Genomic DNA, 20,458 nt, shown 5'->3' on the forward strand with positions numbered 1-20,458 from the left:
GCTGCCTCAGCGGGGGCCGCGGGGCACGCGGCCGGGGGCCGGCGCGTAGCGGTAGAAGGCGACACCCAGCACCTCGCCCCGCGCGAGCGCCCCGAAGTGACGGGAGTCGGTGCTCACCTGCGCGTTGTCGCCGCGCACGTGCACGCCTTCGTCGTCGAGGTGGGCGACGCGCTTCACGACGAGCCCTCCCGGCCCGCCCGGGACACGACACACGACGAGGTCCCCGGCCCGCAACGAGCGGACGCGGCGGACGAGCAACCGCTCACCCTCGTCGAGGGTGGGGAGCATGCTCGGGCCGCTCACGACCACCCGCCGGAGCCCCGATAGGCGCACTGCGGCGCCAGCGAGGAAGAAGGCCCCTACCAGGGAAGCGACCCGGCGACGGGGCGGCGGCGGGAGGACGTGATCGGAAGGGAGGTGGTTAGAGTGAGCGTTATCGCCTGCGCGGGCGACCTCCACGCGCCCCGAGCGGGCGGAGAACTTCGAGCGAAGGAGTCCTGGCATGCCCCTCATCTCCCGTCTGTGCAGCCTGCTCGACCTGGTCGCGGCGCCCACCGTGGCACACGCGCACTGCGACCTGCCCTGCGGCATCTACGACCCCGCCCAGGCACGTATCGAAGCCGAGTCGGTGAAGGCCTGCATGGAGAAGTTCAACGCCTCGGACGACGCGGTCTTCCGGGAGCGGGCAGTGACGATCAAAGAGCAGCGCGCCGACCTCGTGAAGCACCACCTGTGGGTGCTGTGGACGGACTACTTCAAGCCCGAGCACCTCGACCGTTTTCCCGAGCTGCACGAGGTCTTCTGGAAGACCACCAAGGCCGCCGGCGAGACGAAGAAGACCAACGACGTCGCCGTGGCGAGCGGCCTCCTCGACGGGATCGCCGAGATCGACCGCATCTTCTGGGAGACCAAGAAGGTCTGAGCTCGAGAGGGACGCCAGCGAGGGCCGGGCGGCGCGGGCAGCTGAACGCGCCGCCCGGCCCTCGTCGCGTGCGCGACTTCTTCAGAACAGGCGCGGCTCGGCGAGGGGGGCGCGGTCGTGCGCCGCGCAGCGCCGCTCGGAGAGCCGCGCCGCGAGGCGCGGCGCCTCGACGGGGTTGCCACAGATCTCGCAGCGGCCGTAGCTGCCGTCGTCGACCGCGGCGATCGCCGCCTCGATCGCGGCGAGACGGGCGTCGGCCTCGGCGATGAAGGCGTCGGTCTCGCGGGCGAAGCTGCCCGTCACCTCCCCGGCCGCGTCCGCCGGTTCCACCGCGTGCTCCGGCTCCGGCGCCGCCCCGTGCTCCATCGCGCCAGTCTAGTTCTCGACCCTTAGCCGACGGGCGTCGTTGCGCTGTGGTGACTGGTTCCGCTATGACCTCCGCCATGCGGGTAGGCATTCCCTCCGAACGCGCCGCGGGCGAGCGGCGGGTGGCGATCGTCCCCGAGGTCGTCCCCCGCCTCCTCGACGCCGGCCACGAGGTACTCGTCGAACGGGGCGCGGGTGCGGGCGCGTTTCTCCCCGACGTGGCCTTCGCCGAGCGGGGGGCCGAGCTCGTCGATGGCGACGCGCTCTTCGGCGGCGCCGAGATCCTCTGCAAGGTGCAGCCTCCGAGCAGCGACGAGGTCGCGAGGATGCGGCCCAACAGCGCGCTCGTGAGCTTCCTCCAGCCCCAGGCGGACCTCGCCCTCGTCGAGCAGCTTCGCGCCCAGCGGGTGAGCGCCTTCAGCCTCGACCTGCTGCCGCGCATCTCCCGAGCCCAGTCGATGGACGCCCTCTCCTCCCAGGCCCTCGTCGGCGGTTACGCCGCGGTGCTGCTCGGGGCCTCGCGCCTGTCGAAGTTCTTCCCGATGTTCATGACCGCGGCCGGCACCGTGCCGCCCGCCAAGGTCCTCGTGATCGGGGCGGGGGTCGCCGGGCTGCAGGCGATCGCCACCGCCCGCCGCCTCGGGGCCCTCGTGCGCGGCCACGACGTGCGCCCCGCGGCGCGCGAGGAGGTCGAGAGCCTCGGCGCGACCTTCGTCGCCCTCCCGCTCGAGTCCCTCGCGGGCGAGGGCGGCTACGCGCGGGTCGCCTCCGACGAGTTCCTCGACCGCCAGCGCGAGCTCATCGCCCGCGAGGTCGCCGCCTCGGACGTGGTGATCACGACGGCGGCGGTGCCCGGGCGGCCCGCTCCCTTGATCGTCACCACCGCGATGGTCGAGGCGATGACCGCCGGCAGCGTGATCGTCGACCTCGCCGCCGAGAGCGGCGGGAACTGCGAGGTGTCGCGCGCCGGCGAAGAGGTGCTGCACGGCCAGGTACGCGTCATCGGGGTCCAGAACCTGCCGAGCTCGGTCGCCCTCCACGCGAGCTTCCTCTACGCGCGCAACGTCGCCGCCTTCCTCGCGCTCTTGGCGCCGGACGCCATCTTCGCCCCCGACTTCGCCGACGAGCTCGTGAGCGGGACCTGCGTCACGCACCGCGGCGAGATCGTGCACGCCCCCACCCGAGAGCTGGTCGTGCGGTGAGCACCGACATCGTCGGGCTGTTCACCGTCTTCGCGCTCGCGGTCTTCGTCGGCTTCGAGGTGATCTCCAAGGTCCCGAGCATCCTCCACACCCCGCTCATGTCGGGGACGAACGCGATCCACGGGGTGATCCTCGTCGGGGCGATGGTCGTGCTCGGCGAGGCGCACGGCACCGGCCAGGTGGCGATCGGCTTCGTCGCCGTGGTGCTCGCCACGGTGAACGCCGTCGGCGGCTTCGTCGTCACGGACCGGATGCTCGAGATGTTCAAGGGGCGCGCCGCCCGTCCCGGGGAGAAGCCCCCCGCCGGGGGCGAGCAGACGTGAGCCTCGGCACGGGCATCAACACCGTCGACCTCGTCGCGGCGATCTGCTTCATCCTCGCCCTGATGGGGCTCTCGAGCCCCCGCTGGGCGCGCCTCGGCACCCTCGTCGGCGCGCTCGGGATGGTGCTCGCCGTCTCGTTCACCTTCGCCACGCCCGGCCTCTCGCGCTTCGGGCTGATGATCGGCGCGATGGCGGTCGGCGTCGTCATCGGCGTGCCCGCGGCGCGCCTCGTGAAGATGACCGCGATGCCGCAGATGGTGGCAGCCTTCAACGGTGTCGGCGGCGGAGCCGCCGCCCTCGTCGCGCTGAGCGAGTTCCTGCACGCCCCCGCCGGCAGCTTCGCCACCTATCAGGTGATCGAGGCGCTCCTCGGCGTGATCGTCGGCGCGGTCTCCTTCGCTGGCAGCGTCGTCGCCTTCGCCAAGCTGCAGGAGCTGATGACCGGGCGACCAATCACCTACCCCGGCCAGCAGGCGGCGAACGGCATCGTCGCACTGGCGATCCTCGGCCTCTCGGTGGCGACCTGTGTCACCCCGCACACCGCCCTGCTCGCGATCGTCGGCGCCGTCGCCCTGCTCCTCGGGGTGGCGATCGTGCTCCCGATCGGCGGCGCCGACGTCCCGGTCCTCATCTCGCTCCTCAACTCCTTCACCGGCCTCGCCGTCGCGGCGAGCGGCTTCGTCCTGCACTCGGTGCTACTCGTCGTCGCCGGCACCCTCGTCGGCGCCTCGGGCACGATCCTCACGCGGATGATGAGCCAGGCGATGGGGCGCTCGCTGCCGAACATCCTGTTCAGCGCGTTCGGCTCCGTCGTCGAGGCCACCGGTGGCGGGGGCGGGGAGGCCCGCAGCGTGCGCTCGGCGAGCGCGGAGGACATCGGGGTGCTCCTCGCCTACTCCCGCAAGGTGGCGATCGTCCCCGGCTACGGCCTCGCCGTCGCGCAGGCCCAGCACGTCGCCCGCGAGCTCGTCGACCTCCTCGAGTCGCGCGGCGTCGAGGTCCTCTACGCGATCCACCCCGTCGCGGGGCGCATGCCCGGTCACATGAACGTCCTCCTCGCCGAGGCCAACGTTCCCTACGAGCAGCTGAAGGAGATGGACGAGGCGAACCCGGAGTTCTCGACGACCGACGTGGTGCTCGTGATCGGGGCGAACGACGTCGTGAACCCGGCGGCCAAGAACTCCCCCGGCAGCCCGATCTACGGGATGCCGATCCTCGACGTCGACGAGGCGACGCACGTGATCTTCATGAAGCGCTCGATGCGCCCCGGCTTCGCGGGGATCGACAACGAGTTGCTCTACAACCCGAAGACGACCCTGCTCTTCGGCGACGCCAAGGACTCCCTCACCGCCCTCGTCGGCGCCGTGAAGCGCTCCTGAACCCTCAGTGACCCCGCGCCGCCCGCGCGTGGCAGGCGGCGCAGCGCCCGAGCACGGCGAAGTGGTGGGGGTCGATGTGGAAGTCGTGCTCGGCGAGGACCACCGCGGCGAGCCCGGCGAAGACCTCGTCGGGTGCCTCGAAGTGGGTGCCGCAGTCCTCGCAGACGAAGTGGCCGTGGAGCTCGCTCGCGAGGTGGTAGGTGGCGGGGCCGTGGCCGAGGTGCGCGTGCTCGACGACGCCGAGGCGCTCGAGCTCGTCGAGGTTGCGGTAGATGGTGGAGAGATGGACGTCGGGCGCCAGCGCGTGCACCGTCTCGGCGAGCTCCTCCGCCGTGCGGTGGCCGCCGGCCTCGATGAGGCTCGAGATGAGTAGGCGCCGCGGCGTCGTCACCCGTCCGCCGTCGGCGCGAAAGGCGGCGAGCACCCCTTCGACGGTCTCGGCGGGGGCGCGCCGTGGCCCGACCCCGCCCGACCCCGCCTGCCCTCTGGCCATCTCCCCAGCCTACGGCCGCGCCCTCTCGGGGTCTCCAGGCTGGCTACGGTCCCCGACCGTGACCGTGAAGTACCTCTCCGCGCGGGCGCTCCGTCTCCACCTCACCCTCGCCGTCCTCCTCCCCGCCTTTGGCACCCTCTTCTGGTGGCAGCTCCACCGCGCGCTCGCCGGCAACGGCCTCAGCTGGGCCTACACCGTCGAGTGGCCGCTGTTCGCGGGCTACGCCGTCTTCTTGTGGTGGCGCCTGCTCCACGACGACCTGCCGCCGCGGGCGCGGCCGGGGCGCCGCGCAGCGAAGGGCGCGAACGAGGGCGAGCTCGCCGCCTACAACGCTTACCTCGCCTCGCTGCACGAGGCCGACGGCCGCGGCGACGGGCGTCCCCCCGACGAGCCGCCCGGCGAGGGCCCCGGCGAGCGAGGGCCCCTTCCGTAGCGGCTCGGCGCCGCTCGGCTCAGCCGGTCAGCGCGGCGATCAGCGCCGCCGGGTCCGCGGCGCTCACCCGCAGCTTCTTCAGGCGCACCGGGAAGCCCATCACAAAGGCGCGCGCCGCAGGGTCGATCTCGATCATCACGAGGCCGTTCGCCGCGCCGTTCACGAGCCAGGTACCGCGCACCCCGTGCACGCCGATGCCCCCGACGAAGTCGTAGTCGTAGTCCACCCGGTGGATCGCGCTGCGGGGGATGCGCGTCGCGAAGGCCCAGGAGAAGCGGACCTTCAGGTACTCCTCGCCGACGACCATGCCGGTGAAGGCGGGCCCGAGGCCGAGCACCTTCAGCGGGAAGCTGAGGCGTCCGTAGCGGAAGCGGTAGACGCGGTCCATCGCTAAAGCATCGCAGAGCCGTCGGGAGGCCAAGCGATCCGCTGTGGTTGACTCTGGCTCCATGGCCGAGCTCACCCGCAACGACTTCGTCGACCCAGCGATCGTCACCTACGCCGAGGGTCGCCTCACTCCTCCCGATCCTGTCCAGGAGGCGCTGCGGACCGCCACCCGCGAGCGCGTGGCGGGTCACGCGGGGATGCAGATCGGCCACGACCAGGCGGTGCTGATGGAGATCCTCGCCCGCGCCATGGGCGCCCGGCGGGCGATCGAGATCGGCACCTTCACCGGCTACTCGGCGCTCGCGGTGGTGCGCGGCATGGGGCCCGCGGGGCGCCTCATCTGCCTCGACGTGAGCGAGGAGTGGACGGCGATCGCGCGGGAGTTCTGGGCGCGCGCCGGCGTCGCCGAGCAGGTCGACCTGCGCATCGGCCCGGCCCTCGAGTCGCTCGCCGCGATGGCCGACGAGGAGCCCTTCGACCTCGCCTTCGTCGACGCCGACAAGGAGGCCTACGGCGAGTACTTCGACCTACTCATCGAGCGCCTGCGCCCGGGCGGCCTCCTCCTCGCCGACAACACCCTGCAGAGCGGGCGGGTGATCGACCCGACGAGCGACCGTCCGGCGACCTTCGCGATGCGCGCCTTCAACGACAAGGTCGCCGCCGACCCGCGCGTCACGACGGTGCTGCTCCCGATCGGCGACGGGGTCACCGTGGCGCAGCGCCGCTAACAGCCGCCGCCGTGCGCCTCGACGTGGCGCCGACCACTCGCAAGCGGGTGGTCCTCGTCATCTGCTGCCTGAGCCTGTTCATGACCTGGCTCGACAACGCGATCGTGAACGTCGCGCTGCCGGCAATCGGCACGAGCCTGCACGCTTCGGTGGCGGGACTGCAGTGGACGGTCGACGCCTACCTCGTCGCCCTCGGGAGCCTGCTGCTCGCGGCGGGGGCGGTGAGCGACCGCATTGGCCGACGGCGCGCCTTTCTCATCGGCCTGCGGCTGTTCCTCGCCGCCTCCCTCGCCTGCAGCCTCGCTCCCGACCTCGGCCTCCTCATCGTCTTCCGCGCGCTGCAGGCGGTCGGCGGCTCGCTGCTCGTGCCGAGCACGCTCGGGATCATCACCAACACCTTCCTCGACCCGAAGGAGCGGGCCAAGGCGATCGGCGTCTGGAGCGCGACCTTCGGGGTCGCGCTCGCCTCCGGGCCGATCCTCGGCGGTCTTCTCGTCGATGCCTTCGGCTGGCGGGCGGTCTTCCTCGCCAACATCCCCGTCGGGGCCGCCGCCTACCTGCTCGCGCGGGCGCACGTCCCCGAGTCCCGCGCTGAGCACCCCCGGCGCGTCGACGGCGCCGGCCAGCTCCTCACCGTCGTGACGATCGCCGCCGCGACCTTCGGGATCATCGAGGGGCCGAGCGAGGGGTGGACCTCGCCGGTCACCCTCGGTGTCTTCGCGCTCGCGGCGGTCTGCCTCGCGACCTTCGTGGTCGTCGAGCAGCGGCAACCCGAGCCCCTCCTCGACCTGCACTTCTTCTCCCGCGCCTCCTTCTCCGCGGCCTTTGTGATCGCGACCGCGATCTTCTTCGTCTTCACCGGCTTCCTCTTCGTGAACACGCTCCTGCTGCAGGAGGTGCGCGGCGACTCGCCGCTCGGTGCGGGGCTGCGCACGCTGCCGGCGACGGCGGTGATCGCCGGGATGGCCCTCGTCGGCGGCCACCTCGTGGCGCGGCGCGGCCCCCGCCTCGCGCTCGTCGGCGGCAGCGCCTGTCTCCTCGCGGCGTGCCTCGGCCTCGCGGCGACCCATCGCGACACCGGCTACCTCGTCTTCGCCTGCTGCTACGCCGTGCTCGGCTTCGGGACCGGCCTCGCGACCCCGGCGATCACCAACACCGCCGTCTCGGGGATGCCCCGCGCTCAGGCGGGGGTGGCTGCGGCGGCGATCTCGGTCGCCCGCCAGCTCGGCAACCTTCTCGGCGTGGCGGTCCTCGGCTCGGTGCTCACCACCGTCTTCCACGGCGCGCTGCCCGCCGCGCTCGCGCACCGCTCGATCAGTCTCGGGGCCTTCTCGCCCGCGCTGTCGCCGAGCACCCTCGCCGCGACGGGACACGCCTTCGACGAGGCGAGCCGAGTCGCCTGGCTCGTCGCCGCCGCCGTCGCGGCCTTCTCGACGGCCGTCGCGGGGCTGCTGATCACTCCCCACCGACGGGCCCGTGCGGACTGAAATGGGGATTCGTCACACGGCACCTCCCGAGCCGTAGGAAACTGTGATGGTGTACAAGGAATCGCGGGAGCGAACAACGGGGGGCGGCGGCGCCCCGGGGCACACCCCTGCACTGTTTCGACGCGGCCTCGTCCCCGCGGCGATCGCCCTCCTCGGCACCGCCCTCGCCGTCGTCCCCGCCTCGGTCGCACAGGCCGGGACGGTGCGGGTCGGGCGGGCCCCCTCGGTCGACCCGGCCTTCTCCGCCCTCGGTGCGCTCGACCCGGCGAGCACCCTGCAGGCCGAGGTCGCCCTCACCCCGCAGGACCCCGCCGCGCTGCAGGCCTACGCCAGCGCGGTCGCGACGCCCGGCTCGCCTGACTACCACCAGTACCTCACGACCGCGCAGTTCGCCGCTCGCTTCGGCGCTCCCGCGGGCGCGGCCGCTGCCGTCCAGCAGGCCCTCGACGCGGTCGGCCTCACCGCCGGGACCCCCGCCCCTGACGGACTCTTCGTCCCCGTCTCGGGACAGGTGTCGACCTTCGAACGGGCGCTGAGCCTCTCGTTCGACCGGTACCGAGGGCCGAAGGGGCGCACCTTCTTCGCCAACACCGCTGCGCCGGCGGTGCCGAGGGCGATCGCCTCGGCGGTGCGCGGGATCGTCGGCCTCGACAACCTGAGCGTGCCGGTCTCCTCGGCGTCGAGCGCCGCGGTCCAGCCGCAGACCGGCGGCCCGGTCCCCTGCTCGAGCGCCTCGAGCGGCTTCTCGAACATGATGACCTCGACCAAGCTCTCCCAGGCCTACGGCCTGAACAGCGTGTACGGCACCGGTGACCTCGGCCAGGGCGTGACGATCGCCCTCTACGAGCTCGAGCCCTACTCCTCCTCGGCGTCGGACACCGCGACCTTCAAGAGCTGCTACGGCGTCTCCACGAGCGTCAACTACGAGCAGGTGGACGGCGGCCCGATCGGCAGCCAGGGGGGCCTCGAGACCCAGCTCGACATCGACAACGTGGTCGAGCTCGCCCCCGACGCGAACGTCGTCGTCTACCAGGGGCCGAACAACTTCACCGACGCCACCGCCAACGGCCCCTTCGACACCTACAAGCAGATCATCGACGACAACACCGCCCAGGTGATCTCGACCTCCTGGGGCGCCTGCGAGTACGACATGGGCTACTCCGGGAGCACCGGCGCCCAAGCCGAGAACACCCTCTTCGCGCAGGCTGCGACCCAGGGGCAGACGATCCTCGCCGCGGCTGGAGACCAGGGCTCGGAGGGCTGCGACTACTCCGGGACGAACGACCCCAACCCGACGACCGACCTGCAGGTCCTCGACCCCGCCGCCCAGCCGAACGTCACCGGCGTGGGTGGCACGACGCTCACCAACGTCGCCACCAGTCCGCCGACGGAGAGCGCGTGGAACGACGGTGGCGGCGGGATCTCCACTTTCTGGGCGATGCCCTCGTACCAGTCCTCGGCCCCCGCCGGACTGAACGTCGAGAACAGCCATTCCTCCGGGTCACCTTGCGGTGCCTCGAGCGGGTACTGCAGGGAGGTCCCCGACGTCTCGGCCGACGCCGACCCGAGCACGGGCTACGTCGTCTACGAGTCGGCAGACTTCGGCTGGGAGAGCGTCGGGGGGACGAGCGGCGCGGCGCCGCTGTGGGCCGCGATCGTCGCTCTCGCCGACGCGCACACGACTTGTTCGCCGGCAGCGGTCGGCTTTGCCAATCCCGACCTCTACGCGATCGCCGCGACGAGCAGCTACTCCTCTGCGTTCAATGACGTGACGACCGGCAACAACGACGCCACGAGTCAGAACGTCGGCCTCTACCCCGCGGGCAGCAAGTACGACATGGTCACCGGCCTCGGGACCCCCGAGGCCGCGGCGCTCGTCCCCCTCCTCGGCAGCCCCTGCATCGCCTCGGTGAGCCCCGATGCGGCGATTGCTGGGAGCACGGTGACCGTGACCGGCGAGCATCTCACTGGCGTTACTTCGATGTCGTTCGGCAGTGCGCCCGTGAACATGGCCTCCGTGGTCGTCAACAGCTCCGGGACCTCGATGACCCTCCAGGTGCCCCCAGCAAGTCCTGGCCAGACGGTCGATATCACCGCCACCACGGCCCGCGGCACCTCGGCCGTGGTCACCGGCGACCGCTTCGCCTATGGCGTCCCCACCCTCACGGCGGTGGCGCCCGAGGGTGGATCTTCCGGTACGTCGGTGACACTGAGCGGGTCGGGTCTCTACACCGTGACGGCCATTCATTTCGGTGCCGCGTCCGCCGCTCTTTCGGTGGCCTCTGACAGCACGATCACTGCCACGGTGCCGGTGGGGACGCCCGGAAGCACGGTGGCAATCACGGCCACCAATGTCTACGGGACGTCGGTAGCTTCGGGAGGAGCCAACTTCACCTATGCGCCGACGGTCAGCTCAGTCTCTCCCGGGTCAGGCGCCAACGGGACAGGGGTGACGATTACCGGCAGCGGCTTTGCTGGAGCTTCGAGCGTCGCGTTCGGCTCAGCATCCACGAGCTTCACGAGGCTTTCGGACACGCAGATCTCTGCCTCTGCTCCAACGGGTCCGGCAGGAACAGTCGATGTCACGGTCTCCAACCCTCTTGGGACGTCCGCGACGAGCAGCCTCGACCAGTTCACCTATCCGGCGGTGATCTCCAGCCTTTCGACACAGAACGGGCCGACGAGCGGCGGGACCACCGTCATCATCTCTGGCTCGGGCTTCTCGAGCGTCCCCGCGACCGGAGCAATCTCCTTCGGTGGCACGGCCGCGACGAGCTACATGATTCTCTCCGACACGACGATCTCGGCAGTCGCGCCGAGCGCAGCCGCGGGGACCGTGACCGTCACCGTCGCGAATGCGGCGGGGAACTCGGCGGACGGTGGCGGGGCGCAGTTCACCTTCCAGGCGCCAGTCGTGACGACCCCCTCGAGTGTCGTCACGACCCCCTCGAGTGTCGTCATTGCCACCCCACCCGTGACAGCGCCGGTGACCCTCCCAAGGGTCGTTCGCATCGGCCCGGTCTCCGCGCGGCGGTCAACGCTCGCGGTCAACGCTCGGTCCGTGGCCGCCAACGGCCACGCGCACGCTGCCGTCAAGGTCACCCTTTTTGACGCCGCTGGCAACGAGGTGAGCGGGAAGCGGGTGGTGCTCACCGCGCTCGGAGGAAAGTCAGTCATCGCTCCGGCCGCCTCGACCACGAGCCGCTCGGGCGTCGCGACCTTCTCGGTGAGCGACCGCCACGCCGAGAGCGTCACCTACCGCGCCACCGACACCAAGAAGCACCTCACCCTCACCGCCCGGGTGACCGTCACCTTCGGCGCGATGCCCTCGGCGAGCCGTTCCGGCGTGGCGCTCTCCGCGGCGGTGAAGACGAGCTGTCCGACCGGGGCCGGCAGCGGCCGGCTCACGGTGACGGTGCGCAGCGCCGCGGGGCAGAACCTCCCCGGGCGCCTCGTCGTGCTCTCGGCGAGCGCCGGCTCGAAGGCGACCGTGAAGCCGGCGAGCGGCGTGAGCAACGGCCGCGGTGGCGTGGCCTTCGTGGTGAGCGACCGCAGCCGTCGGGCGGTGAGCTTCACCGCCCGCGACCCGGCCGACGGCACGGCTCTCGGGAAGGCCCTCGCAGTCAGCTTCCCCGCGCCCCGCCGCTGCTGAGCGCCTCCCCTTCGGGGAAGAGCTCGCCCGCGAGGACGACGACGGCCTCCCCCCGGAGCAGCACCCGCTCGCCGCGCACCGCGACGCGCACCGTCCCGCCGCGCGCCGAGAGCTGACGGCCGACGAGCTCCTCGCGGCCGAGGCGCGCCGCCCAGTAGGGGCCGAGAGTGCAGTGCGCCGAGCCGGTCACCGGGTCCTCGTCGACCCCGACCGCCGGCGCGAAGTAGCGGGAGACGAAGTCACAGCCATCCGGTCCGCCCGCCGAAGTGACAAGGACGCCGCGCGTCGGGAGGGCGCGCAGCGCGGCGAGGTCGGGCGCGAGCGCCGCGACCTGTGCCGGCGAGCCGAGCTCCACCAGCCAGTTGTCGGCGGACTCGTGGACCACGACGGGCTCGGCGCCGAGCGCGTCGGTGAGGGCGGGCGGGGTGGCGAGGGGGGCCGTGGGGCGGGCCGGGAAGTCGAGCTCCGCGCCGCCTCCGTGCGGGGTGGCGCCGAGGAGGCCGGAGCGGGTCGAGAAGCCGAGCGGCCCCTTCGCGAGGCCGCTCCTCCAGAGCACGACCGCGGCCGAGAGGGTGGCGTGGCCACAGAGATCGACCTCGACCACGGGAGTGAACCAGCGGAGCGCCATCACTCCCGCGGCGGGGAGGAGGAAGGCCGTCTCGGAGCAGCCCATCTCCGCGGCGATCGCCTGCAACAGCGTGTCGTCCTCTCCCCCCTCGAGGAGGCAGACGCCCGCCGGGTTGCCGGAGAAGGCGTGGTCGGTGAAGGCGTCGACCTGGAAGATCCGCAACGGGCGCTCAGTCGTAGTAGCGGAGCTCGACCCGGTTGCCGTCGGGATCCCGGACGTAGAGCGAGTCGCCCCGCCCGCGCGCGCCGTAACGGTTGCCGGGCGGCCCGGCGACGTCGAAGCTCCCCGAGGCGGCGAGCGCCTCTAGGTCGGTCGGCTCGATGATGAGGCAGAAGTGGTCGATGTTCTCGCCCGGCCGCTCGCCGGGGGCGAGGTCGAGGATCGTATCGGGGCCCACCCTCACCGAGGGGAAGCGGCACTCCCCCGCCCGCCACTCCTCGAGGCGCACAGGCTCCATGCCGAGGAGGTCGCAGTAGAAGGCGAGCGAGGCCTCGGGGTCGGCGACGTTGATCACGATGTGGTCGAAGCCGACGACGCGCGCCGTGCTTGGCATGGTCCTCCCTCTCCGCGCCCTAGGAGGGCGGCACGCCCTCGACGAGGACCATCTGGAGTTCGGCGGCACCGGCACGTGCCGCGCGCGCCGCCCGGTAGCTCTCGGACTCGTACCAGCGGCGGGCGGTGTCGACGTCCGCGAACTCCAGCACGACGACGCGCGGGGGCGCCCAGTCGCCTTCGAGGGTCTCCGTCGCGCCACCGCGCGCGAGGTAGCGGCCTCCGGCCTCGGCGATCGACTGCTCGGCGAGGGCGGCGTAGGCCTTGTAGCGCTCGGGGTCGCTCACCCGCGACTCGACGACCACGTAGGCGGCCATCAGCTGGCGCGGGTCACGCCGCGGGGCGCCTGGCGTTCGAGTAGGCCCAGCCGCCGACCGCGAGCAGGACGATCGCCACCACCACGGCCGCGATGCCCCGCCGGTTGCGGTGGCCGTTGATGTGGGCCACCCGTCCCGGAAGGAAGGAGGGAAGTGAGTGGGCGGGGAGCGCGAAGTAAAGGATCGCGACGATGATGGCGATGGCGCCGAGCACGAAGAGCACTGCTGCGGCGATACGCAACTGGTTCTGAGGCATCTCCCACCATAACCCCGCGCCCCCCGGCGAGCCGGGTTGGACGCGCGGGGGCCGTCAGTACAGCAGGCCTCCCCCGTCACAGACCATCGACTGGCCGGTGATCAGGCGGGCGTCGTCGGAGGCGAGGAAGGCGACGATCGGGGCGAAGTCCGCAGGGCGCACGAACTCCTTCAGGATCTGCAGGCGCATCGTCGACTCGAACATCTCCGGCCCGGAATGGGCCTCGGTGCCCGGGGTGGCGACCTGTGAGGGCATCACCGCGTTCACGGTGATGCCGTGCTCGCCGAGCTCGCGGGCGAGCACCCGCGTGAGGCCGAAGACGCCGCCCTTGCTCGCCACGTAGGCGAGCTGGCCGGGGCTTCCGGTGAAGAAGGTGCGCGAGGCGACGTTCACGATGCGGCCGCGGTGCTCGCTCTCTTTCAGATAGGGGAAGCAGGCCTGCGCGAGGTGGAGGTAGCCGACCACGTTGGTCTCGTAGTAGCGGAGCATCTCCTCCTTGTCGACCTCGAGGAAGGGGCGCCGCCCCGAGAGCAGGCCGGCGTTGTTCACGAGGATGTCCACGCCACCGAAGGACGACGCCACCTCGTCCACCACGCTGCCGACGCCGGCGCGGTCGGTGACGTCGCAGTGCCAGGCACGCGCCCCGCCGCCGATCTTCTCGGCCGCGGGAGCGGCGTCCTTCACGTCGAGGAGCGCGACGGTGGCGCCCTCCGCAGCGAGGCGCTCTGCGATCGCCTCACCGAGGCCTCCGGCCGCCCCCGTCACGATCGCCTTCCGCCCCACGAGCCGCGTTGGGACCTCCACGTACATCCTCCTTGTCCGGGCGCTGCGAGCTTGTCCGGGCGCTGCGAGCGCCGGGACACACTAACGGTGGCGCGCGCGGGGGCCGGGCCCGCGCCGCGGACGGCACGGCGCGGCGCGGTACCCTCCGGCGGTGACGAGCGATGCGACCTTCATCACCCGCCTCGAGAGCGAAGGGACCGGCCCGACGCTCGCCGTGAAGGACCTGATCGACGTGGCCGGCGTGCCCACGACGGCGGGCTCGTACGCCGTGGCCGAGCGGGCGCGTCCCGCCGAGAGCGACGCGCCCCTGTTGGCCGGGGCGCGCGCCGCGGGGGCCCGCATCGTCGGCAAGGCCAACCTCCACGAGCTCGCCTTCGGCGCCGCCGGGGTGAATGAGCACTACGGGACGCCGGTGAACCCCTTCGACGCGACACGCGTCCCGGGCGGCTCCTCCTCCGGTTCGGCGGTCGCCGTGACGAGCGGCGAGGCGAGGATCGCCCTCGGTTCGGACACCGGCGGCTCGATCCGCGTCCCCGCCGCCTTTTGTGGGATCGCCGGGCTGAAGACGACCTGGGGGAGGGTGCCGCTGACGGGCGTCTGGCCGCTCGCGCCGAGCCTCGACACCGTCGGCCCGATGGCAGCCGACGTGGGCGCGGTGAGCGAGGGGATGACCCTCCTCGAGCCCTCCTTCCGCCCCGCGCCCCACCCGGCGCGCCGCCTCGGCAGGGTCCGCCCCGACGGCGTACCCGTCGACCCGCTGATCGACGGCGCGCTCGACGAGCTCCTCGCCCGCTGCGGCCTCGAGGTGGTGGAGATCGCCATCCCGACCTGGTCCGACGCCTACCGCGCGGGGGTGGACCTGCTCGTGACCGAGGCGGTGGTGGCCAATGCCGCCCTCCTCGAGGACCCCGAGCGGGCCGCCAAGCTCTCGGCCGCCGTGCGCGACCGCCTCGCTTCGGCGGCGCGCGTCGACGAGGGCCGCCGACAAGCGGCGAGGGTCGGCCGCGAGCGCTTCCTCGCCGAGCTCGCGCCCCTCTTCGCGGAGGTGGAGCTGCTCGCCCTCCCCTCGGTGGGATTCTTCCCCCCGCCCCTCGACGAGGCCTACCAGCACAACTACACGTTGCTCACGATGCCGGTGAACCTGGCCGGCCTCCCGGCGCTCTCGCTCCCCGTCGCGACGCCGGGGCCCTTCCCGGCGAGCCTGCAGCTCGTCGGCCCGGCGGGCGGCGAGGAGCTGCTCGTCGCCACCGGCCTCCAGATCGAAGCGGCCGCAGCGCGCTGACCGGCGGGCGCGCGGACGGTGCGCAAGGGCAAAAGGGCCGCTCACCTATGCTGCGCGGGTGGCCACCGCACTCGTCGTCGAGGACGACGGCGACCTCCTCGCGCTCCTCGGCAAGCACCTCGAGCGCCTCGGCTGCGTGCCGACGCTCGTGAAGACCGGGCGTGCCGGTCTCGACGCGATCGCGAAGGCTCCGCCCGACCTCGCGATCGTCGACATCCTCCTCCCCGACATGGACGGCCACGAGGTCATCCAGGCGCTGCGCGCCCTCGAGGACCACCACTGCAAGATCGTGACGACGTCGGTCCTCGACCCCCAGGACATCGGCGAGGACAGTGACGCCGTCCTCCCCAAGCCCTTCGGCCGCACCGACGTCGACCGCGTCCTCCTCCCCCTGCTCGCGGAGCTGCGGACGAGCGGACCGTGACCCGCATCCTCGTCGCCGACGACGACCGCGACATCCGCGAGCTCGTCGTCGCGAAGCTCGAGCTCTCCGGCTATGAGGTCGTCGCCTTTGCGAACGGCGAGGCGGTGCTCGACGCGCTGCGCGGCGGGGGGATCGACCTCGTCCTACTCGACGCCTCGATGCCCGGCCGCGGCGGTGTCGAGGTGTGCGCCGCGGTGCGGCACGACCCGCAATTCGCCTCCCTGCCGGTCATCCTGCTCTCGGCACGCGCCGAGGAGAGCGACGTCGAGGTCGGCCTCGCCGCAGGAGCGACCGACTACGTCGTGAAGCCCTTCAGTCCGCGCGGCCTCCTGGAACGCGTCGAGGAGGCGCTGCAGGGCGCAGCACGGTGAACGGCGCGGACGGTGCCGACGGCGCGACGGGGGGCATCCGCAGCTACGTCCGCCGGGGCATCGTCGCCGCGCTTGTCGCGGCCGCGCTCAGCGGCGGCACAGGTCTGTTCGCGGTGGCGGGGATCAGCGGCGCCGTCGACCGCATCGTCCACTCCCTCGACCCGCTGCAGAACGACAACGCCGCGATCCTGCAGACCATCGCCGGCGCGGAGAGCTCGATCCGCGCCTACGAGCTCAGCTCGGGGGCGGGCGGCGCGCAGTTCCTCGCCGAGTACCGCAGCGGCGTCCGGAGTTACGAGAAGGAGATGACCTCGGCGCTGCTCGCCGCGGGGAATGATCCCGCCGCCGAGTCGGCGCTCCTCGCCGTCCAGGCACAGGCCGACGGCTGGCTCGCGGTTGCCTCGCCGCTCGCCCGCCAACCGGCGATGCCCGCCGCCGCGGCCTTGGACGCGGCCACTTTGCGGAGCGCCTTCAGCACGATCCAGGCCGCGAGCGCCGACGCCGCCAAGGTGGTCGACAACGAGATCCGCGCCGCGCGCACGAATGCCGACTCGACAGAGTCGATCGCCTTGTTCGTCGTTTCCGCCGCCGCCCTCCTCACCGTCGCCATCGCGGCCGTCATCGGCCTGCGGGCGCGGCGCACGCTTGTCCTCCCCCTCGAGTCGCTCGTCGCGGCGATCTCCCGCCTGCACGGCGGCGACAGCAGCGCCCGCGTCGACCCCGACGGCCCCGCCGAGGTGCAGGCCGCCGGGCACGCGTTGAACGCCCTCGCGGAGCGCCTCGGCGGCGACGAGCGGCGACGGGCGCGCATCCGCGCCCTCTCGGACCTCGTCACCCACGACGTGCGCGAGCACATCGACCTGGCCGACCTGCTCGGCGAGGCGGTGGCCGCGGTCGGGGTCGCCTTCGACGTCGACCGGGTCTTCGTCCGGCTGGCGAACGACGACGTGGTCGATGCGATCGCCGCCGAGTGGCATCGCGAGGGCCTCGACGATCTCGGCCCTTCGATTGCGCGCCCGCCGGGGGTGGCGAAGCTGATCGCCGAGGCCACCCGGGACGGCCGCAGCCTGGTCATCGAGGACGCCCGCACCGACGCCCGTCTCACGGCGCCGGACATCACGACCCACTTCAGCCGCGTCGACCTGCGCGCCTCGGTGATCAGCCCGATCGTCGCCGCCGGCGAGCTCCTCGGCAGCCTCGTGATCCTCGACAACAGCCCCCGCTACTGGCAGGAGGACGAGGTGGGGCTGATCGAGGTGGCCGGCGAGGAGCTCGGCCGCGCCATGCAGCACGCGCAGCTCTTCACCGCGCAGCGCGAGCTCGTCGCCCAGCTCCAGGAGCTCGACCGCTCCAAGAGCGAGTTCCTCTCCACCGTCTCGCACGAGCTGCGCACGCCGCTCACCTCGATCGCCGGCTACGTCGAGATGCTCGAGGAGGAGGATGCCGGCCCGGTCACCGAGCAGCAGATGAAGATGCTCGAGATCGTGGACCGCAACGCCCGACGGCTGCGAGGGCTGATCGAGGACCTCCTCACCCTCTCGCGCATCGAGGTCGGCGCCTTCCGGGTCAGCCTCGAGCCCGTCGACGTGGCCGCGATCATCGACGACGTGCTGCAGGTCATCGAGCCGACCGTGCGCGACAAGGGCCTTACCTTGCACACCGAGTTCGCCGAGGACCTCGGCCTCGTGATGGCGGACCGCAGCCAGCTCGAGCGGGCGCTGCTCAATCTGCTCGCCAACGCCGCGAAGTTCACCCCGGAAGGGGGCGCGGTGACCGTGCTCGCGACGCGCGATCGAGCCGAGCTGCGCCTCGCGGTGAACGACACCGGGATCGGCATCCCCCCCGACGAGCTCGAGCAGCTGTCGACCCGCTTCTTCCGGGCGTCGAACGCGACCGAGCGGGCGATCCCCGGCACCGGCCTCGGGCTCACCATCGTCCGCAACATCGTGGAGCACCACGGCGGGACGCTCGAGATCCACTCCGAGCTCGGCGTGGGGACCTCGTTCGTGATCCGCATCCCGGCTGACCGCCGCACCGAATCCCGCGGCACCGCGATGCGCGGGCGGTCGGATCGGCGCGCCGCCGCCCGATCGGCGACGATGAACGAGGGAGAGGGAGTGGTGCCGAAGTGACCGAGAGCCGCAGCGCCGTCGTCGTCGAGGACGATCCGGACATCCGCCAGCTGCTCGTCACCGTCCTCGAGCAGGCCGGCTTCACGGTCAGCGAGACGGCCTCGGGCGCGGCGGGGATCGCGAAGGCGCGGGAGATGCAGCCCGACCTCGTCACGCTCGACCTCTCCCTCCCGGACATCGACGGGATCGAGGTCTGCCGGGAGCTGCGCGCCTTCACCGACGCCTACGTCGTGATCATCACGGCCCGCGGGGAGGAGGTCGACCGCCTGATCGGCCTCGAGGTCGGCGCGGACGACTACCTCACCAAGCCCTTCTCGCCACGCGAGCTGCGGGCGCGGGTGGCAGCGATGTTCCGCCGCCCCCGCGCCAAGAAGGCGAACCCGGCCGCCGAGGGCGCGGAGGCGGCGATGCGCTTCGGCGAGCTCGAGGTCGACACCGAGTCCCGCGAGGTGCACGTCGCCGGCGAGCCGCTCGAGCTCACCAAGCTCGAGTTCGACCTCCTCGCCACGCTCCTCAGCAACCCACGGCGAGTCTGGCCCCGCGACGTGCTGCTCGAGCAGGTCTGGCAGACCGACTGGCTCGGCGACGGCCACGTGGTCGACGTGCACATGGCCAACCTGCGGCGCAAGCTCGGCGACTCGGCGCAGAACGGCCGCTACATCCGCACCGTGCGCGGCGTCGGCTACCGCCTCGGCCCCGGCTGACTCCGCCGATGACGGGGGTGCGGGGGCCGGGCTACGAGGCGGCCTCGAGCGCCTCCAGGTAGTAGCCGAGCTCGGCGCGGGTGGCCGAGGCCTCGCGGTGCAGCGCCCGCACCTCGGTGGCCTCCGGCAGCCTGCCCGCACGTGCCGCGTCGACGATCTCCGCGACGCACTGCGCGAGGCGGTGGGCGCCGGCCATCGAAGCGGCCGCGGCGATGCTCTCGGTCTGGTCGACGAGCGCCCCCGGCTCTCCGAAGGCGCCGATCGCGGCCACCCGGCCGGGGAGGAGCTCGACGAAGCTGCGGAGGAAACGGGCCACCGCCGAGCGGTCGCCAAGCTCCTCGGCGAGCTGGTCGATCACGCCGACGTCGAGGAGGGGTAGTGGCGCAGGGACGACAGCCCGGGAGCAGAGGGTGTCCGTGTCCGGGGGCCCCGTCGTGCGGCCCCCGGACACGGCAGCGTGACCTTCCTGTCCTCGCACCCTTGCAGTGTGCACGGGGCACCTCAACGCCGCGGGGGCGCTGGCCTCAGGTCTCCCTCAAGATCGCGTCAAGCTGTCGCGGCCGCGGCGCGCGAAGATGCCCCGTCGGCCGCTCGGCGGCCGGAGGGGAGCGAGGCGATGGCCATCACGACGACGGACATCCGCTACCCGGCGATCAGCCCGAAGGCCTACGAGCACCCGGCGGACCGCGCCGCGACCGCGGCGCTCGGCTCGATCCCCCTCCTCGACCGGGTGCTGAAGCGCCTCTCCGAGCTGCGCATCGAGCGCGCCTTCCAGCAGCTGCTCCTCGCCGACGCCGTCGAGCTCTCCGAGCGGCAGCTCCCCGCCGTCTACGCCGCGCACGTCGGTGTCGCGCGCGCCCTCGACCTCCCCGCGGTGCCGGGGCTCTACCTCGCGGCGGCACCCGGCGTCACGAACGCGGCGACCGTCGGCTCCTCGAAGCCGGTGGTGATCATCACCTCGGGCATAGCCAACCTGCCCGACGACGCCCGGCGGACCGTCCTCGCGCACGAGGCGGGGCACGTCCTCTCGGACCACGTCCACTACGGGACGGTGCTGCAGATCCTGCAGCGGCTGTTGGCGAGCGGCCTCGCGCCCGTCGCCCGGCTGCCGCTCCAGGCCGTCGCGCTCGTCCTCCTCGAGTGGTACCGCTGCGCCGAGCTCTCCGGCGACCGCGCCGCGACCCTGGTGAACGAGGACCCGATGGTCAGCTGCCGGCTGCTGATGAACCTCGCCGGCGGCTCGGTCGAGGGCCTCGACGTGAACGCTTTCATTGCCCAGGCGGAGGCCTTCGCTGAGACCGAGGACCTCTTCGCCCGCCCCGGGCGGTGGCTCACCGAGCTCACCCGCACCCACCCGTTCACGGTACGGCGCGTCGCCGAGCTCACCCGCTGGGTCCGCGAGGGCGACTACGACCGCATCCGCGACGGGAGCTACCTCCGCCGCGGCGAGGAGCCGCCACCCTCCGAGCAGATGAAGGCGGCGACCGAGCACTACCGCCAGCGCTTCACCGAGATCGTCGACCGCGTCGCCGGCGGCGTGCAACGCCTCGCCGGCCAGGTCTCGCAGTGGTTGCGCGGTGAGGGTGGCGACGGCGATCTCGGCTGAAGGAACCTCATCTGCCGGGCCGCCGTCGGCC

24 protein-coding genes are annotated in these 20,458 nt (G+C 72.5%); 14 read left to right on the forward strand and 10 right to left on the reverse strand.

From position 1 onward, the window contains the following. Positions 1-6: 6 nt before the first annotated feature. Complete coding sequence (sodX, locus tag VNF07_07285) at positions 7-591, reverse strand: nickel-type superoxide dismutase maturation protease (protein ID HVB06026.1); 585 nt, start codon at positions 589-591, stop codon at positions 7-9. Between sodX and sodN the strand changes: the two genes are divergently transcribed. Continuing rightward, positions 503-922: a superoxide dismutase, Ni gene (gene sodN / locus VNF07_07290; protein ID HVB06027.1), complete on the forward strand. Its 420-nt coding sequence runs from the start codon at positions 503-505 to the stop codon at positions 920-922. The two genes, sodX and sodN, sit on opposite strands and share 89 nt — an antisense overlap. An 81-nt stretch (positions 923-1,003) precedes the next feature. Here the strand turns inward: sodN and VNF07_07295 are convergent, their stop codons facing one another. Beyond that, positions 1,004-1,288, reverse strand: coding sequence for a TraR/DksA C4-type zinc finger protein (locus tag VNF07_07295; protein ID HVB06028.1), 285 nt, complete (start codon positions 1,286-1,288; stop codon positions 1,004-1,006). 77 nt (positions 1,289-1,365) lie between these two features. On the opposite strand from VNF07_07295, the gene VNF07_07300 reads away from it, so the two are divergent. From VNF07_07300 to VNF07_07310, 3 genes are read left to right on the forward strand one after another with little or no spacing between them, the layout of a single operon-like run. Beyond that, positions 1,366-2,490: a Re/Si-specific NAD(P)(+) transhydrogenase subunit alpha gene (locus tag VNF07_07300; protein HVB06029.1), complete on the forward strand. Its 1,125-nt coding sequence runs from the start codon at positions 1,366-1,368 to the stop codon at positions 2,488-2,490. Then, positions 2,487-2,813, forward strand: a complete 327-nt coding sequence (locus VNF07_07305) for an NAD(P) transhydrogenase subunit alpha (GenBank protein HVB06030.1) — start codon at positions 2,487-2,489, stop codon at positions 2,811-2,813. The genes VNF07_07300 and VNF07_07305 overlap by 4 nt, the downstream gene beginning before the upstream one ends. Continuing rightward, complete coding sequence (locus VNF07_07310) at positions 2,810-4,192, forward strand: NAD(P)(+) transhydrogenase (Re/Si-specific) subunit beta (protein ID HVB06031.1); 1,383 nt, start codon at positions 2,810-2,812, stop codon at positions 4,190-4,192. The genes VNF07_07305 and VNF07_07310 overlap by 4 nt, the downstream gene beginning before the upstream one ends. 4 nt (positions 4,193-4,196) lie before the next feature. On the opposite strand, the gene VNF07_07315 is transcribed toward VNF07_07310, so the two are convergent. Then, positions 4,197-4,685 carry a transcriptional repressor gene (locus tag VNF07_07315; protein ID HVB06032.1) on the reverse strand — a complete coding sequence of 163 codons (489 nt, stop codon included), beginning with the start codon at positions 4,683-4,685 and terminating at the stop codon, positions 4,197-4,199. Between the two features lie 58 nt (positions 4,686-4,743). On the opposite strand from VNF07_07315, the gene VNF07_07320 reads away from it, so the two are divergent. Next, positions 4,744-5,118: a hypothetical protein gene (locus tag VNF07_07320; protein HVB06033.1), complete on the forward strand. Its 375-nt coding sequence runs from the start codon at positions 4,744-4,746 to the stop codon at positions 5,116-5,118. A 19-nt stretch (positions 5,119-5,137) separates the two neighbouring features. On the opposite strand, the gene VNF07_07325 is transcribed toward VNF07_07320, so the two are convergent. Next, positions 5,138-5,506 carry a hypothetical protein gene (locus VNF07_07325; protein HVB06034.1) on the reverse strand — a complete coding sequence of 123 codons (369 nt, stop codon included), beginning with the start codon at positions 5,504-5,506 and terminating at the stop codon, positions 5,138-5,140. Positions 5,507-5,567: 61 nt separating this feature from the next. Here VNF07_07325 and VNF07_07330 point away from each other — a divergent pair, with 61 nt between their 5' ends. Genes VNF07_07330 through VNF07_07340 form a run of 3 tightly spaced genes read left to right on the forward strand, consistent with a single transcriptional unit; the run spans position 5,568 to position 11,372 of the window. After that, complete coding sequence (locus tag VNF07_07330; GenBank protein HVB06035.1) at positions 5,568-6,233, forward strand: class I SAM-dependent methyltransferase; 666 nt, start codon at positions 5,568-5,570, stop codon at positions 6,231-6,233. 11 nt (positions 6,234-6,244) lie between these two features. After that, positions 6,245-7,720, forward strand: a complete 1,476-nt coding sequence (locus VNF07_07335) for an MFS transporter (protein HVB06036.1) — start codon at positions 6,245-6,247, stop codon at positions 7,718-7,720. Positions 7,721-7,766: 46 nt separating this feature from the next. Further along, positions 7,767-11,372, forward strand: coding sequence for an IPT/TIG domain-containing protein (locus VNF07_07340; protein ID HVB06037.1), 3,606 nt, complete (start codon positions 7,767-7,769; stop codon positions 11,370-11,372). On the opposite strand, the gene VNF07_07345 is transcribed toward VNF07_07340, so the two are convergent. From VNF07_07345 to VNF07_07365, 5 genes are read right to left on the reverse strand one after another with little or no spacing between them, the layout of a single operon-like run. Further along, entirely contained in the window at positions 11,344-12,162 is an 819-nt protein-coding gene (locus VNF07_07345) for a PhzF family phenazine biosynthesis protein (GenBank protein HVB06038.1), read from the reverse strand. The genes VNF07_07340 and VNF07_07345 overlap by 29 nt on opposite strands. 7 nt (positions 12,163-12,169) lie before the next feature. Further along, on the reverse strand, positions 12,170-12,553 hold the full coding sequence (locus tag VNF07_07350; GenBank protein ID HVB06039.1) for a VOC family protein: 384 nt from the start codon (positions 12,551-12,553) through the stop codon (positions 12,170-12,172). Positions 12,554-12,572: 19 nt separating this feature from the next. Further along, complete coding sequence (locus VNF07_07355; protein ID HVB06040.1) at positions 12,573-12,869, reverse strand: DUF1330 domain-containing protein; 297 nt, start codon at positions 12,867-12,869, stop codon at positions 12,573-12,575. Positions 12,870-12,882: 13 nt separating this feature from the next. Next, complete coding sequence (locus tag VNF07_07360) at positions 12,883-13,125, reverse strand: hypothetical protein (protein HVB06041.1); 243 nt, start codon at positions 13,123-13,125, stop codon at positions 12,883-12,885. A gap of 54 nt (positions 13,126-13,179) precedes the next feature. Continuing rightward, entirely contained in the window at positions 13,180-13,929 is a 750-nt protein-coding gene (locus VNF07_07365; GenBank protein ID HVB06042.1) for an SDR family oxidoreductase, read from the reverse strand. A 130-nt stretch (positions 13,930-14,059) separates the two neighbouring features. Between VNF07_07365 and VNF07_07370 the strand changes: the two genes are divergently transcribed. The 5 genes from VNF07_07370 to VNF07_07390 are packed head-to-tail and all read left to right on the forward strand — an operon-like array spanning position 14,060 to position 18,821. Next, on the forward strand, positions 14,060-15,190 hold the full coding sequence (locus VNF07_07370; GenBank protein HVB06043.1) for an amidase: 1,131 nt from the start codon (positions 14,060-14,062) through the stop codon (positions 15,188-15,190). A gap of 58 nt (positions 15,191-15,248) precedes the next feature. Further along, complete coding sequence (locus VNF07_07375) at positions 15,249-15,614, forward strand: response regulator (protein HVB06044.1); 366 nt, start codon at positions 15,249-15,251, stop codon at positions 15,612-15,614. Next, positions 15,611-15,985, forward strand: coding sequence for a response regulator (locus tag VNF07_07380; GenBank protein HVB06045.1), 375 nt, complete (start codon positions 15,611-15,613; stop codon positions 15,983-15,985). The genes VNF07_07375 and VNF07_07380 overlap by 4 nt, the downstream gene beginning before the upstream one ends. Further along, entirely contained in the window at positions 15,982-18,117 is a 2,136-nt protein-coding gene (locus VNF07_07385; protein ID HVB06046.1) for an ATP-binding protein, read from the forward strand. Before VNF07_07380 ends, VNF07_07385 begins: the two co-directional genes overlap by 4 nt. After that, positions 18,114-18,821: a response regulator transcription factor gene (locus tag VNF07_07390; GenBank protein ID HVB06047.1), complete on the forward strand. Its 708-nt coding sequence runs from the start codon at positions 18,114-18,116 to the stop codon at positions 18,819-18,821. The genes VNF07_07385 and VNF07_07390 overlap by 4 nt, the downstream gene beginning before the upstream one ends. A 31-nt stretch (positions 18,822-18,852) precedes the next feature. Here the strand turns inward: VNF07_07390 and VNF07_07395 are convergent, their stop codons facing one another. Next, positions 18,853-19,272, reverse strand: coding sequence for a hypothetical protein (locus VNF07_07395; protein ID HVB06048.1), 420 nt, complete (start codon positions 19,270-19,272; stop codon positions 18,853-18,855). 165 nt (positions 19,273-19,437) lie between these two features. Here VNF07_07395 and VNF07_07400 point away from each other — a divergent pair, with 165 nt between their 5' ends. Next, positions 19,438-20,427, forward strand: coding sequence for a M48 family metallopeptidase (locus tag VNF07_07400; GenBank protein HVB06049.1), 990 nt, complete (start codon positions 19,438-19,440; stop codon positions 20,425-20,427). The last annotated feature ends 31 nt before the right edge of the window (positions 20,428-20,458 follow it).

This window comes from Acidimicrobiales bacterium (genome assembly GCA_035533595.1).
GTDB lineage: Bacteria > Actinomycetota > Acidimicrobiia > Acidimicrobiales > Bog-793 > DATLTN01.